Below are 14688 nucleotides of genomic sequence, written 5' to 3' on the forward strand. Positions count from 1 at the left end.
AAGGATAATATTAATAACATAATTAAATCTAGAAATAAGGTTGAATTTTCCACTAGAATATAGTATTATTTTACAAAATAAATACCTTAAACCCTAAGAGAAAGAATAGTAACCAAAGGTGTTTCTTTAGAGAGTTGGTGGTTGGTGCAAACCAATAGAATACTTTGGTGAATCCACTTTGGAGGGTGCTGGGAAGGGGTAATCCATAACCAGTCTACGGTTAGAACCGTTACAGCTATAGAGATAACCTTAGAATAAGGTTAATTAAGGGTGGTACCGCGAGAGCTCTCGCCCCTATTACTGGGGATGAGGGCTTTTTATTATAGAATATAACAAAGGGGGAAGAACCTATGTTAGACCCAAAATTTGTAAGAGATAATATTGGTGCAGTTGAAGCTGGATTGAAAAAAAGAGGAGCCAGTACGGACCTGTCAGAATTTAAAGCCCTTGAAAAAGAAAGAAGGCAGCTCCTTGGCAGGGTAGAGGTTCTCAAAAACAAAAGAAACACAGTTTCAGAGGAAATTGCTGAACTTAAGAAGAAAAAAGAAAATGCAGATGAAATGATTGAGGAAATGAGACAGGTTTCACAAGCAATTAAGGAGTTAGATGAAAAGGCCAAGGAAGTTGAAAACAAGCTGGAAAATATTCTTCTTTTAATCCCTAATTTACCTCATGAAACTGTTCCAGATGGTCAAAGTGATGAGGACAATAGGGTGGAAAGAACCTGGGGTACACCAAGGAAATTTGACTTTGAATCTAAGGCTCACTGGGATATTGGAGAGGACCTTGGCCTAATTGAGTTCGAAAGAGGATCAAAGGTTACAGGGGCCCGGTTTGTTTTCTATAGAGGTGGAGGGGCAAGGCTGGAAAGAGCCTTAATTAACTTTATGTTGGATTTACACATTTCCGAACACGGCTACATAGAGCTGTTTCCACCCTTCATGGTAAACAGCCAGTCCATGATAGGTACAGGTCAGCTGCCCAAGTTTGCAGAGGATATGTTTAAGGTGGCCAATACTGACTATTGGCTGGTTCCCACTGCTGAGGTGCCAGTAACCAATATATATGCTGGAGAAATATTAGATGAAGCAGATTTACCAATATATCATACTGCCTATAGTGCCTGCTTCAGGGCGGAAGCTGGTGCCCATGGAAGAGATACTAGGGGATTAATACGCCAGCATCAATTTAACAAGGTTGAATTGGTAAAATTTACTACACCAGAAAATTCTTATGAGGAGCTAGAAAAATTAACCAATAATGCGGAAAGGGTTCTGCAATTACTGGAGCTGCCCTATAGAGTTGTTACCCTGTGTGGAGGAGACATTGGCTTCTCATCTGCAAAAACCTATGACCTGGAGGTATGGCTTCCATCTTTTAATACTTATAGAGAAATTTCATCCTGCAGCAACTTTGAGGATTTTCAGGCAAGGAGGGCCAACATCCGTTACAGGCCTGGAAAAGGCAAGCCAAGATATGTTCATACATTAAATGGATCTGGATTGGCTGTAGGAAGAACCTTATCAGCTATATTAGAAAACTACCAGCAGGAGGATGGAAGTGTTATAATACCGGAAGCCTTGCGTCCTTACATGGGTGGAATGGCAAAACTGGAAAAATTTAAAAGCTAAACTGTAAAGCTAAACTGTAAAGCTAAACTGTAAAGGTAAGTTGTAAAATTAAATGCCGTAGGGCATCAAAAATATAGACTCATGGTAAATCCAATGTATAATGTTAAGTGATCAAACAAAACATTGCAAAGGAGATACCATGAGCCAATATAATAATACCTTAGAAGCTAGAAAAAATAAACACCTTAGCCTAAGAGAAAGATACAGAATCGAAGATTTGCTAAGAGAAGGAATAGGGCCTCTTGAAATAGCTAATAGGCTAGGTAGAAACAAGCGAACCATTGAAAGAGAAATCTCAAAAGGAACAATAAAGCTTCAAAACAGCGATTTAACCTATCGGAAAGAATATTGTGCTGATGTGGGGCAACGGATTTATGATAAAAATGGGCAAAACAAAGGGCCTGGGCTCAAAATAGGCAATGACCACAAGCTAGTAGAGCACATTGAAAGGAAAATAATTAAAGACAAGTACTCACCGGATGCAGTTATTGGTGAAATCAAGGCAAAGGAACTGAAGTTTAAAACAAGCATATGCACAAAGACTTTATACAACTACATAGACCAGGGGATTTTCTTAAACATCACAAACAAAGATTTGCCTGTTAAGAAGGATAAGAAAAAAAGGTCCTACAGCAAGGTTAGAACCCACAGGAAGCTCAAAGGAACCAGCATAGAAGATAGACCCCCCGAGATAGAGACCAGAGAAGAATACGGTCACTGGGAGATGGACTGTGTGGTAGGAAAACGTGACGGTGGTGGACCTGTCCTGCTCGTATTAAGCGAGAGGCAGCGGCGGGAAGAAATCATTTTCAAAATACCCCAAAAGACTCAGGAATTCGTCAAAGAGAAGCTCGATTACCTCGAACTCCTGCATGGAGATGGGTTTAAAAAGAAATTTAAATCCATCACAGTGGACAACGGAAGCGAGTTTTTGGATTATGAGTCTTTAGAAAAATCACTCCTAAACCAGGAGAACAAACGGGTAACCGTATACTATGCTCATCCATACAGTTCTTGGGAGAGAGGAACCAATGAGAATATAAACAAACTGATACGTCGGTTTATCCCCAAAGGATCAAATATAGATGATTATACTGAGGAAGATATAAAAAGAATAGAGCACTGGATAAACAGCTATCCCCGGAGGATATTCGGTTATCGATCAGCAAACGATATGGCCGCTTAATGGATTAGCCTCCGAGTTTAAAGCAAGAGGCTGTGGATATGCCTCAGTTGTGGATTCTGATGGATAACTCTGAAGAGTTATCCACAGACTCCACAACTGCTTGGACAACGCAAAAGCAGCGTTGCCCACATACCCACAACCTCGACTACTAATTTTAATTATTATATTTAATTATATTTTAAATAAATAGGACAAAAAAGATACCCAAACATTATACTAATTACCATAAAATTCTAGGCATTTAATATTGCAATTTATAAAGCTAAACTGTAAAGAGATTTATTATTGACACTTTCAGAATACTGATATATAATAATCTTTGCTTGTAAAAAACCAATATCCTTGTTGGAGGGGTGTCCGAGCGGTTGAAGGAGGCGGTCTTGAAAACCGTTGAACCTTTGCGGGTTCCGTGGGTTCGAATCCCACCCCCTCCGCCATAATGATATTAGGGGTAGAGGTATAGCGAGCATTAATTGATTTTTAGATTAGTCTGTTGTATAATGATAAAGCGTGGAGAGATGGCCGAGTCGGCTGAAGGCGGTCGCCTGCTAAGCGATTATACGGACCAAAATCCGTATCGAGGGTTCGAATCCCTCTCTCTCCGCCATTTTTTATTTCTAAAATTATATCATGCGCCCGTAGCTCAATCGGACAGAGTAACTGACTACGAATCAGGAGGTTGGAGGTTCGAGTCCTCCCGGGCGCGCCATTATTTTAATAAGTTTCCGTAGCTCAGCAGGATAGAGCGACTGCCTCCTAAGCAGTAGGCCGTGGGTTCGAATCCCGCCGGGAACACCATTGAAAGTAAGTGGTGATAAATATGGATCACCAATTTTATATGAAAGAGGCTTTAAAACAGGCCCAAAAGGCACTTGAACAAGGGGAGGTTCCTATTGGAGCTGTCCTTGTTAAAGAGCATAATATAATAGCCCGGGATTTTAACTATCGTGAAAGTTCTAATGATCCCACAGCCCATGCAGAACTTAGGGTTATAAGAAAAGGTGCTAAACTACAGGGAAACTGGCGATTATATGACTGTACCCTATATGTTACCTTAGAACCCTGTCCAATGTGCGCAGGGGCTATTTTAAATTCCAGAATAAAAAGGCTGGTTTTTGGGGCTTTTGATCCTAAAGGCGGGGCAGCAGGAACCATAGTCAATCTATTAGAGGATTCCAGGTTCAATCATAGAGTGGAAATCATATCAGGAGTACTAGAGGAAGATTGCAAGGAAATCCTGCAGTCTTTTTTTAAAAACCTAAGAAAAAAGTAAATTAGTTACAAATAAGAATACAGCTCGGAGAGATGGCTGAGTCCGGTTGAAGGCGCCGCACTCGAAATGTGTGGGGCTATGTGGAAGCCATGTAGCCGAAAACCTTGATTTTATGGGGTTTTCCAAACCCTCGGAGTTCGAATAGAGATGGATTTTTGAGCTGTTCTATCCGAGTTCTATCCGAGGTGCTAAAATAAGTTTATATTCGGAGAGTTGTCCGAGCGGTTTAAGGAGCTGGTCTCGAAAACCAGTGTACATGTAAATGTACCCAGGGTTCAAATCCCTGACTCTCCGCCATCATGGGGCTGTTAATCCTAAAGATTAGCAGTCCCTGCCATTTTAAGCGGCAAAGATTTCTGAATGATCTTGGCTGTTTTTTTCTTGGATTGGTATTCCAGATGGCCATAGGTATTGACCGTTGTCCGGATGTCGCTATGACCAACCCAATCTCTGATACGCTCCATAGGCACTTCATTGGCCATCATCAATCCTACGCACGAATGCCGAAGGTCATGGAACCTGACATGCGGCAATCCGGCTTTCTTGAGTAACTCCCGGTGCCTGTTGGTTATGTAACCCGGGTCGATGATTTCCCCCAAAGGATGGACGCAAAGATATCCAAGCCATTCGTTGCTGTATGAACTGCCGCAAAGCTTCCTCAGTTCCTTGTTCTCAGCTATTTTTGCTTTTATCCTTTCCTCTATATAAGGAATCAAGGGATAAGTGCGGTTGCTTAAATCCGTTTTGAGCTTATCGGAAGGGATATATATCTTTTGCTTATCAATCACTGCTGTCGTTACAGTGTGATTAGCCCGAAAGAATTTGTGCTGAAAATCAAATTGCGATTCCCTGGTGCCAACACACTCACTGCGTCGCATCCCATAAAAGCCGCCGAGCAATATAGGGATTTCAATAATATCTCCGACAATAAATTCGAGATAATATTGCATCTGTTCAGCATTGAGCGTAGCTGCATTATATTTCTCGATTTTGTGTAAGGTGATTGCGCTGTTTGGATTCACACTGATCATCTTTTTGCTGACGGCATAATTCAATACCTGGTTGATAACGGTGTAATCCTTGGCAACTGTAGCCTTCTTCTTGCCGTGTTTCAGCCGATAAGCGTAATGTCCCTTGAGCAGATCGGGCGTAATTTCCTGGACCGTGCATCCATAAGCCTTGAATGTCGGATACAGGTTTTGCTTTATGTTGTCTGCATATCCGGCCCAGGTATTGAGCTTGATCGTTCTGTCAAAATTAAAATCTTCACCTACCACAATATTGTCCGGGTGTCTGAATGCCAGCCATTCGTTTAATAAATCCGCGAACAAGGGATTTGCGGAATGGTTTTCATCGGAATCATCATGAGCAATGCTCTTTTCAGGCACTTCATGTGTAAACGTCTTATCCGCTACACCATTTTTCAGATCAAGCGAGTATTGGATTCTGGTTGATAAGCATTTGCTTTCGGCTTCTGCTTCATTTTCCTCAATTGCAGAAAGCCCTGTTGAAATCCAAAGAGGCTTGCGCTTACCGTTCTGATCCTTTCGATTGAGAACGATGTAATAATATCCTTTCTTTGGTGTTATGAAGCCTCCAATCAATTCATCCTCGGTCAATCTGACCATTTTCAACATTTGAGTGAGTTCCATATGGTTCCTCCTTTCGAATTATTCACTCACCTGCCGTTGACAGGATGAGTGTATCACAATAAAAAAAGCTCGTAAAATGTGCAAATATCATTTTTTATTGGCTGTCGCCGCTTGTACCTATTCTCAGATAGCTAAATAAAAAAGGCTTGGGGATTTTATATGCCCGCCCAACCTTTAAACATTCAATCTTATTTTCTTGTATCAAACCGTATCCTGTTTTTAGGCTAATGCCAAGAATTTCACACATTTGCTTTATATCAAGCACATCGGGATAGCCCTTTAGCATGATACGGTAGGCTTTTTCTTGGGATAATTTTTCATTAGCCATAGTAAGCCCCCTTCTCGTTTTTAATTACGCGCTACTTTCTATTTTTGATTCGCGAAGCAGGAGATGCGCCTTAGTTTGGACGTGCATATATACTCACATGGATAGGCGCACCCCTACTCGCGTTTCTGTTTTGGTTTTATTACTTATGGCTTTATCCGGCAGACGGCGGTTGACCGTCTTCATAGGAATCTTACCTCTCCCAGGTTCTCTGCAAGCCGCCCCCATTGCGTGATCCCGCTTAAGCGGGGCTGTGGCTGGACGGAAGTATCATTATCCCTCCGTATGTGTCGCCGCCTTAAATGTAACCAGCATTTATTCATTGCGGGTATTACTCGCTCGCACCTTACCTTCATCAAATCGGAAACGGCATGGATACATTGGCTGTGAGCCGACTTATGTCGAGACTGGTGGTCTTGGCGTACCTGCAATATGGCTTTCCTTCACAGGACATACGGGGAAAGTACCGGATAAAACAATTATTCAGTTTTCAAGGTTCGGACGAGGGGGTAGATTTGTGCCTCTATCAATCAGCAGATTTTTTGGTCAAAAGTTAACCCAATCAGGAATTATTTTTTAAAAATTTTTCTATACGTTTTAAACCTTGCTCAATGGAATGTGTTACGGCAGGTTTGCTCACGCCTTCAATCCTGGCTATTTCCGCTTTGCTCATGTTTAGAAAGAAGTGGGCATAGATACGCTTGGCCTGTTTTTCCGGCAGGCTGTTGATAGCGGCATATACCTCCTGCTTGCTCATTTTTCGTTCGTAGATTTCCTCCGGCGATAACACCAATAGGACCATATCCTTTTCAATACCATCGCAAGCGTCAAGGGAATAATATGCTTTGTGGATACGCCTGCGTTCAAAATCTGCATGGTCTCTTCGGCTAATCTGTTTGAATAGCTCTACAATTTGATCCGCCACTTCAATAAAAAAGTCAGAATGATAGAATGGGTAATAATCCCGTAAATTGATTTTTTTCATTTTCCAACCCTCCGTTTTAGCTTTTTTAGTAAAGAAAATCCAAAACAGAGGGAGGGGAACGGCACATTACCGAATGTTCGTATATATATAAATCATACTTCTGAACGTCAGGTGTAAGGCTCCATACTTTCACCTCTTCTTTGAGTGTTTTTTTGCCATCTGTTAGAGAAAGAGAAAGTAGACAGAAATTTTGCAACCCCTACCCTAAAAAAATTAAATTTGTTATACTTTTGTGTTCTTCATCCCGTCCAATGCTTTCAAAACCGTTAATACCAACTTGTGTGTCTATTTTAATTACCTCCGTTTTGTTTTTTGGGTTCTATAACAAAACGGGGTGATGCACGCCATTCCAGAAAACAAAAATGGCCGCACAAAGAATGGAACGGTTAAAATCCTCAAAGCTTGTGCGGCCCAGCGTTGAAAAAAGAGAGGTTATTTTTTCAACCTCTCCTAAAGATGTGTTTTTTTATATTTGAACATTAATATAAGCAGTTCATGCTTTCGCATTCCCCGATACTTCTTGGTCAAACGGATTGCTTCGTGACGAAGCCCTGTGATAAACCAAGCTACAATTCGGGCTTCTTCCAGGTCATACTCTTCAGGTATAGGGGTCTATGCTTTCACCTTCTCCCGGGTAGAAATTCACCACTCTATCAGAGAAAGAGAAAGCGGATGTTATTATGGCATCCCCCTTCCTAAAATATTTTATTTTTGGCCGTTTTCGTATGAAAAAGATGCTGTCCCGGCAATGATATCAGTATCATTAACGGATCTATATTTATGAACTGCGTTTACCATCCAGACAATCAAGTCCGCATACGCCTCCTCATAACCCATTCTACGGCTATACTTCTTTACTAAGGGAATAAACCAGTGCACCAAATGAACTACGGAGTCCTGATCGCCATTTTGGGCATTGATAATTAATACTCTGAGATTGCTAAGTTCCTTTTTCATGACTACTATCCCCCTCCTTACTTTTCTAAATCTTAAACCAGAGTGATATGAAGTATCATTAGAGTTTTCATCAAAAAAAGGCCCACTGATGCTTACAAATTAATAAAGCACCAGTGAGCCATTATGGCTTTTCTTCGGCAACCCGGCTATCATCGCGATCTGGTGCTCGCCTTAGACCCGTGGTTTTGCGTCCCTGCCTTTCGACAAGTTTGCCTTTTCGGTTCATAGTTACACTTTCTTTACATTATATACCATTATTTACATAATTCGTGTCGCTTTTTGTCGTTCCGATAAAATTCAACATTTTAGGGTTTCCTCCTGCTGGGTACTTTAAGGAGCCAGCACAGGCCATGTGTGCTGTTTTTGCATCTGGTAACAAGAAATAGTCAGAATAAAGATTTCATTCCAGGTTGGCGCTGCTATCCGGAATGACTCTGGTGATAGCAGGTTATATGCCAATTTTATCAATGCCGGGGTGGTGATTATAGTTATACTTTCCATGATTTTTTCTTTTGGTTTACCCGGTTTTGACCTCCGCATCTCCATACGGATTATTCAGTTCTTTACCATGTTTTAATACGGCTATACTTCTAACGCAAGGAATAAATTGCTATTATGGTGTAAAAACTATTGAAGTAATCCCATTATTTTTGATAACGCAGTTTCCTAAATCTTACCTTTATTGTACAAGAACACTTTTCAAACAAGAGGTTGCAATATGTTTCGAAAGATATTCAGACTAATAAAATATATCAAATTAAAATCACTAAATATCGAACACGAAAAATCACTAAATGAAAATAAAAACGGGCAACACATAGCGCAATCCGGGAAAATAGTCAAAGAAAAACTGGAGCAAATATTTTCGGATTGCAGCGACTTTATGCTGCGGGAAATAGCTTTAGGCGATGAGCCGCCTGTAAAAATCATCATTGCATGTATTGATGGTCTGGTAAATAAGCAGATGGTAAATGCCGACATTTTAAAACCATTGATGATAGAGGCGAGAATTGCGAATCTAAAGAAAGAGCTAAATAACCGCACCATACTCACTATCTTAAAAGAAAATTTATTAACCACAATTGAGTTGCAAGAGATTCAGGATTTCCAAGAAACAATAGACGCTATTTTGGCTGGAGATAGTGTTATCTATATAGAGGGAAAAGCAACAGCATTAAAAGCAGGTTCTAAGGGATGGGAAGCAAGAGGCATTGAAGAACCTGGTACAGAAGCCGTCGTACGCGGACCGAGGGAAGGATTTGTTGAATCACTAGGCATAAACATATCTCTTTTGCGGAGAAAGATAAAAAACCCTAGGCTTAAATTTGAAATGATGAAATTGGGGAAGCAAAGCAGGACTAATGTATGTATTTGCTATATCAAAGATATTGCCAACGAAAAAATCATTGATACAACAAGAAAAAGGATAAAAAATATCAAGACAGATGCAATTTTGGAATCCGGGTACATCGAGGAATTTATTGAAGATGCTCCCTTTTCGATTTTTCCTACGGTTGGAAACAGCGAAAAGCCTGATGTTGTGGCTGCTAAGCTTTTGGAAGGCAGAGTAGCTGTTCTCTGCGACGGCACCCCTTTTGTGCTCACCGTGCCTTTCTTGTTCTTAGAGTCAATACAGTCGAGCGAAGACTATTATTCCAGATCGCCGCTTTCCTCAATGATTAGAGCGCTTAGAATGCTGGCGTTATTAATATCCATTATCTTACCCGGCTTATATGTGGCTGTTGTATCCTTTCATTATGATATTATTCCTTTTAAACTGCTATTGACTATGATGGCAGCGAGAGGAGGCATCCCTTTTTCGCCATTTACCGAAGCGTTTATGATGGGTGTTATTTTTGAAATCCTAAGGGAAGCCGGTGTAAGGATGCCAAGACCTATCGGGCAGGCTGTCAGTATCATGGGCGCTTTGGTTATTGGAGAGGCTACCGTTAAGGCAGGTTTGATCAGCAATCCCGTTGTTATAGTTACAGCGTTAACGGCCATTAGTAGTTTTGCTGTTCCGCCCACGACAGGATTTATGCCCTTCATCCGGATAATTTTACTTATTGCTGCAAACATCCTGGGTTTTATGGGGATGCTATTAATAATAGCAGTATTTCTCATCCATATGTGTACATTGAGGTCTTTTGGCGTTTCCTATCTCTCTCCCTTTTCTCCTTTGGATGTAACAGATTTGAAAGACACAATAATACGGGTCCCGATTTGGGCAATGAACACCAGGCCAAGGACCCTGACATGGAAGGATGCGGATATGACAAAATATAGAATGAAAATAAATTTTCGAGAGAAAGAAAAGTAAGCGATGATCAAGCGGATTAGAGATATGCTGATATTATTAAATATTTGTTTGGTCATGATTTCCATCACGGGATGCTGGAATAATAAAGATGTGACGGAGATAAATATTGCTGCGGCAGTGGGCATTGATAAATCCGATGATCATAAGATTGAATTAACTGTACAGCTGGTTAAACCTGATGCGATGAAGCTTGGCGAAGGAGGGGGCGGGGGTAAAGAAAAAGCTGTAGAGGTATTTTCCATTACGGGGGATACTGTCTTTGAATGCTTTAGAAATCTGTTGATAATAGTAAATCAAAAAATATTTATCAGTCATCTCCAGTTAATAGTAATCGGAGAACAAATGGCAAGAGATGGCTTGAGCGACATTATGGATTTTTTTGCCAGGGATCATGAGGCAAACCGCCAAGCGGGAGTCATCATTGCAAAAGGAACATCGGCAAAGGAAATACTTACAGCCGAAAGTACGCTGGAAAAAATTCCGGCTCTCCATATCTTGTCAGTATTAAAAAATAATGCGTCCTTTGCTAAGACCCAAAAGCTTATGATGATTGATGTTTTAAAAGAAATAAGCAGTCCCGGAAAAAATCTGACGATCGGCGTGATTGAGGGCGCAAAGGAAAAAGAAAAACCGTCGTTAAAAGACATGAAAATTGAAGGAAGCGCTGCTTTTAAGAACGATAAATTAATTGGCTGGTTGAATTCTCAAGAGACCAGAGGGCTGCTGTTCACAGGAGATCAAGTTAAAAGCGGGATTATCAATATTCCTAATCCCCTGAATGAAGATAAAAAAGTAGCCATTGAAATGATACGTTCCAGCGGAAAAAAAGATGTAAAGATAAAAGATGAAAAACTAGTGTTTTTGATAGAAATCAAAGAAGAGGGAAATATAGGCGATCAGCAAGGGAACGGGGATTTAACCACCCCGGAACTGATTCAAAAACTAGAAGAAGAGGTGGCCGGGGCTATTGAAAAAGATATACGGGATATTGTTGATCTGGCCCAAAAAGAATACCAATCCGACATTTTTGGTTTTGGAGAGATTGTGTATAGAAAACATTTAAATTACTGGCAGCAGGTTCAAGAAAACTGGGATGAAGAATTTAGCAGCACACCTGTGGAAATAAAAGTAACTGCTAAAATCAGAAGGGCGGGCTTGATTAAAAAGTCGATCCTGCCTAAATAAAAGAAGGTCTATTTATGATTATAGGACTGATAGCCATCTTTAGTGTAATTGTCTTTATTGATTTGCCGGGATTGTTAAAAAAAACAAATCAGCGGGCAAAGACCATGATTGTATATTTTTTTCTCTTGGCAGCGGGATTGACTATAAGTATTATGCAACTACTCGAAAAAGCGCCTGTCAGTCCGGCTAAGATTATTGAAAAAATGGTGAAACTCATAATACTAAGGTGATGGTATGATAAAAGGTGTTAAAATTTCCGGTGTTCAATTATCAGTGTTAATCATGGGTTTCCTCTTAGGAAGCACAAGCATTATCAACGTAGCCTCCGGCGCCAATCAGGATGCCTGGCTGGCATTTGGCATGGGATGGGCTGGCGGATTTATTTTAATGGGTATGTATGCGGCTATATCCTTATTAAACCCATTTAAAACTCTTGTTGAGATATTAAAGGATGCTTTTGGCAAGTATTGCGGCAGCGCAGTAGCTCTCCTCTACATTTGGTATTTTATCCACTTGGCCAGTCTGGTTTTAAGAAACTTTGGGGAATATTTGGTCATCGCTATTTTCCCCGAGACTCCGATTATCTTTGTTATAATCTGTTTTATGCTGGTTATTGCTTATGCCCTTAAAAACGGGTTGGAAGTAATTGCCAGGATGAGCCAATTGTTTGTTCCCCTGGTTCCGTTTACAATAATCTTTGCTTCCCTTTTACTTCTTAGTCGAATGAATCATAATTATCTTTTTCCCTTTCTGGAAAAAGGGTTTAAACCTGTTATCAAGACGGCCTTTGCCGTCTTATCTTTTCCTTTTGGAGAAGCTGTTGCTTTTTTGATGATATTTCCTCACTTAAACGAAAGAGACAGTCTTGTAAAAGTTGCTTATCTTTCACTGGCAATTATAGGTTTCTTAATTTTCATTGCCGAAATCCGAAACCTTTTGGTTTTAGGCGCGGAGATGTTAACAAATAATTATTTTCCCTCGCAGACTGTTTCAGAACTAATACCCAATATCCATATTGATCAGATAATTTCAATTAATTTGTTGATTGGCGGCGGAGTGAAAATCTGTATATGTATTTATGCAGCAGTTCTGGGTATTGCTCAGCTTTTTAACCTGGATGATTATAAACCTTTTGTTTTGCCGATAGTTACAATCGTTATTGCCTTGTCGATTTGGGTATATGATAATTTATTCGAAATGTTTTACTGGGCGGTAGAAATATGGCCTTATTACTCTGTTCCCTTTCAAATCGTTATACCGCTGTTACTGTTAATTAAGTCGTCAATCAACTGGAAAAAGAAACAGGAGTTTAGGGGTAATTAGCGCCCCTTTTTTTTAAGCAGATGTCAAAAGGAACTGCCCGAATTGTTATTTGAGTAAATTTCATATTTCTAAACCATTGATACCTCTATAAAAATTCGAGCAATAAAAAAGATTTCACCCCATCTTGTTGAATATTTTTAGCGACCAAACCAAAAAACACAAGAAAGGGGGAAATCGCTAATGTATATTCGACAAGAATGCTTATTATCCTTTGAAGAAATTTTAAAGCTCCAACCAAAAGCTAAACTGGAATTAGTATTATCACAAATTGACCTGAGTGAGCTTAAGCTAGCCTTAAAGAAAAGTAGGTTTGGTCCAAAAGGCTATGAATCGTATCCAATGGTTTATGCTTTAGTAGCAATGCAAATTGAGCAGATCAAAACAATAAAAATGCTGGTAAAAAGGTTGAAGCAAGATCCTGTATTTCGTTACTGCTGTTGCTTTGCTGTGTGTGGCAAAATACCTTCGGAATCCACATTTAGCAGGTTCTTAAGCAAGATTTCAGAATCCGAAGATCTTAAAGAAGTTTTTCGGAGATTGGTTACAAGAGCAAAAGAGTTAAATATTGTAGACGGTGAAATCATCGCCATAGATGCAACCAAAATGGATTCCTTTGAAAGTCCAAAACCCAAAAATAAACTTGCTAATGACGGACAAACGCCAAACTGGGGCTCAAAGCAGGATACTAACGGCAATCAAATTAAATGGTTTGGTTGGAAACTGCATATTTTAAGTGACACAAAAAGTGAATTGCCGTTGGAAATATCAGTTACCCCAGCTAACATATACGATGGAACGGCTGCCTTACCCTTGATTAAGGAGTTCACTTCTAGCTATGGTAACATTTTTAAGCCTAAATATTATGTTATGGACTCTGGCTATGATTTTAACTACATCTACGAAGATATAGTAAATGTTTACCAAGCCAAACCAATAATAGCCTACAACCCAAGAGGAAGCAAAAGTCCTCCTGAAGGTCTGGATGATGATTTATACCCCGTTTGCTCTGCTGGTTATAAAATGGTTTATTGGGGTATGGACGGAGACTATATCAAGCTAAGATGCCCCCATATATGTGGCAAAGTAAATTGCATTCATGGCTCTAATTGGTGTTCTAGCTCAAACTATGGTTATATTAGAAAGATCAATTTCAAAAAGAATCCAAGGTTTTACTGTTATCCTCTTAGGGGGACAGAAAAATGGAAACAAATTTATAACCATAGAACAGCCGTTGAACGATGTAACAGTAGACTTAAAGAATACATAAATCTTGAGAACATCCGATCCAAAGGGATCAAAAAAGCATTAATGCATTGTCTTTTAAACTGTATCGCTCTCATAGCTGGGACAATAGCAGTAAATTCAGTTCAAAGCAACATTAAAGTGGCATGATCATTATCTGTGGATAAATAAGAGTTTTAAAAAATAAATTTTACAGTTATCCACAAGCATTATGTGGGTTTAGTTTTGGTGACTTTTTTAGGCTGCTTTTCGGAAATTGCAAAAAAGTTAATTATGCAATTTCCTCATTTAGTTGACATGATGTAAGAATGCGTTCTTGATTTTATAAATGAAAAATGCTATTATTATAATGTTAATACGTACGTCCGAATTATTAAGAAAAGTTTATTCTCTACATGATAGAAAACTGGCTTTCCATACATGAATATATCCAATAGCTAAATGACGGGCTACCCAATGAATTGGGGAGCCGAGTAAAACAGGATCTGCTGAAACTGGGGGAAGTAACAGACAAAAAAGGAGAAAGTGGTTACATGGTTAATAGACCTACGGTAATATGTCAAGACCCTAAGGTCGGAAAAATTTAATAATCAACTTTAAAAAGGCAAT

At 39.7% G+C, this 14688-nt stretch carries 12 protein-coding genes, 5 tRNA genes, 1 riboswitch and 1 other annotated feature; of the genes, 13 read left to right on the forward strand and 4 right to left on the reverse strand.

Translation table 11 applies throughout. From position 1 onward, the window contains the following. The first annotated feature begins 86 nt into the window (after positions 1-86). Positions 87-299: a binding site (T-box leader), on the forward strand. 51 nt (positions 300-350) lie between these two features. The 8 genes from serS to K364_RS0115740 all read left to right on the forward strand — a co-directional run bounded on the left by serS (position 351) and on the right by K364_RS0115740 (position 4387). Then, a complete protein-coding gene (gene serS, locus K364_RS0115705) occupies positions 351-1631 on the forward strand; it encodes a serine--tRNA ligase (protein WP_028308806.1) in 1281 nt (426 codons plus the stop codon). 139 nt (positions 1632-1770) lie between these two features. Then, positions 1771-2817 carry an IS30 family transposase gene (locus K364_RS0115710; RefSeq protein WP_028307680.1) on the forward strand — a complete coding sequence of 349 codons (1047 nt, stop codon included), beginning with the start codon at positions 1771-1773 and terminating at the stop codon, positions 2815-2817. Positions 2818-3164: 347 nt separating this feature from the next. Further along, positions 3165-3254 (forward strand) — tRNA-Ser (locus tag K364_RS0115715). 75 nt (positions 3255-3329) lie between these two features. Beyond that, positions 3330-3424, forward strand: a tRNA-Ser gene (locus K364_RS0115720). Positions 3425-3449: 25 nt separating this feature from the next. Beyond that, positions 3450-3526 (forward strand) — tRNA-Arg (locus K364_RS0115725). A 12-nt stretch (positions 3527-3538) separates the two neighbouring features. Continuing rightward, positions 3539-3615 (forward strand) — tRNA-Arg (locus K364_RS0115730). Positions 3616-3637: 22 nt separating this feature from the next. Continuing rightward, the gene (gene tadA / locus K364_RS0115735) at positions 3638-4090 is read left to right on the forward strand and encodes a tRNA adenosine(34) deaminase TadA (RefSeq protein WP_035269727.1); all 453 of its coding nucleotides are present in this window, start codon (positions 3638-3640) and stop codon (positions 4088-4090) included. A gap of 207 nt (positions 4091-4297) precedes the next feature. After that, positions 4298-4387: transfer RNA gene (locus K364_RS0115740), tRNA-Ser, on the forward strand. Positions 4388-4404: 17 nt separating this feature from the next. Here the strand turns inward: K364_RS0115740 and K364_RS24475 are convergent. The 4 genes from K364_RS24475 to K364_RS24480 all read right to left on the reverse strand — a co-directional run bounded on the left by K364_RS24475 (position 4405) and on the right by K364_RS24480 (position 8009). After that, positions 4405-5742, reverse strand: coding sequence for a site-specific integrase (locus tag K364_RS24475; protein ID WP_242841722.1), 1338 nt, complete (start codon positions 5740-5742; stop codon positions 4405-4407). A 94-nt stretch (positions 5743-5836) separates the two neighbouring features. Continuing rightward, entirely contained in the window at positions 5837-6070 is a 234-nt protein-coding gene (locus K364_RS0115750; RefSeq protein ID WP_028308808.1) for a helix-turn-helix domain-containing protein, read from the reverse strand. A gap of 559 nt (positions 6071-6629) precedes the next feature. Then, positions 6630-7052: an RNA polymerase sigma factor gene (locus tag K364_RS0115760; RefSeq protein WP_028308809.1), complete on the reverse strand. Its 423-nt coding sequence runs from the start codon at positions 7050-7052 to the stop codon at positions 6630-6632. A gap of 705 nt (positions 7053-7757) precedes the next feature. Continuing rightward, entirely contained in the window at positions 7758-8009 is a 252-nt protein-coding gene (locus K364_RS24480; RefSeq protein WP_051534139.1) for a helix-turn-helix domain-containing protein, read from the reverse strand. A gap of 133 nt (positions 8010-8142) precedes the next feature. Continuing rightward, positions 8143-8233: riboswitch (cyclic di-GMP riboswitch) on the reverse strand. A 494-nt stretch (positions 8234-8727) separates the two neighbouring features. On the opposite strand from K364_RS24480, the gene K364_RS0115770 reads away from it, so the two are divergent. From K364_RS0115770 to K364_RS0115790, 5 genes are all read left to right on the forward strand, one after another. Then, on the forward strand, positions 8728-10329 hold the full coding sequence (locus tag K364_RS0115770) for a spore germination protein (RefSeq protein WP_028308810.1): 1602 nt from the start codon (positions 8728-8730) through the stop codon (positions 10327-10329). Positions 10330-10353: 24 nt separating this feature from the next. Beyond that, entirely contained in the window at positions 10354-11514 is a 1161-nt protein-coding gene (locus K364_RS0115775) for a Ger(x)C family spore germination protein (protein ID WP_028308811.1), read from the forward strand. Positions 11515-11528: 14 nt separating this feature from the next. Continuing rightward, a complete protein-coding gene (locus tag K364_RS0115780; RefSeq protein ID WP_028308812.1) occupies positions 11529-11744 on the forward strand; it encodes a hypothetical protein in 216 nt (71 codons plus the stop codon). Between the two features lie 4 nt (positions 11745-11748). Continuing rightward, positions 11749-12837 carry a GerAB/ArcD/ProY family transporter gene (locus K364_RS0115785; RefSeq protein ID WP_028308813.1) on the forward strand — a complete coding sequence of 363 codons (1089 nt, stop codon included), beginning with the start codon at positions 11749-11751 and terminating at the stop codon, positions 12835-12837. Positions 12838-13017: 180 nt separating this feature from the next. Then, positions 13018-14229: a transposase gene (locus K364_RS0115790; protein ID WP_028308814.1), complete on the forward strand. Its 1212-nt coding sequence runs from the start codon at positions 13018-13020 to the stop codon at positions 14227-14229. The last annotated feature ends 459 nt before the right edge of the window (positions 14230-14688 follow it).

Origin of the sequence: Desulfitibacter alkalitolerans DSM 16504 (genome assembly GCF_000620305.1) — a bacterium.
In the GTDB taxonomy this organism is placed as follows: domain Bacteria; phylum Bacillota; class DSM-16504; order Desulfitibacterales; family Desulfitibacteraceae; genus Desulfitibacter; species Desulfitibacter alkalitolerans.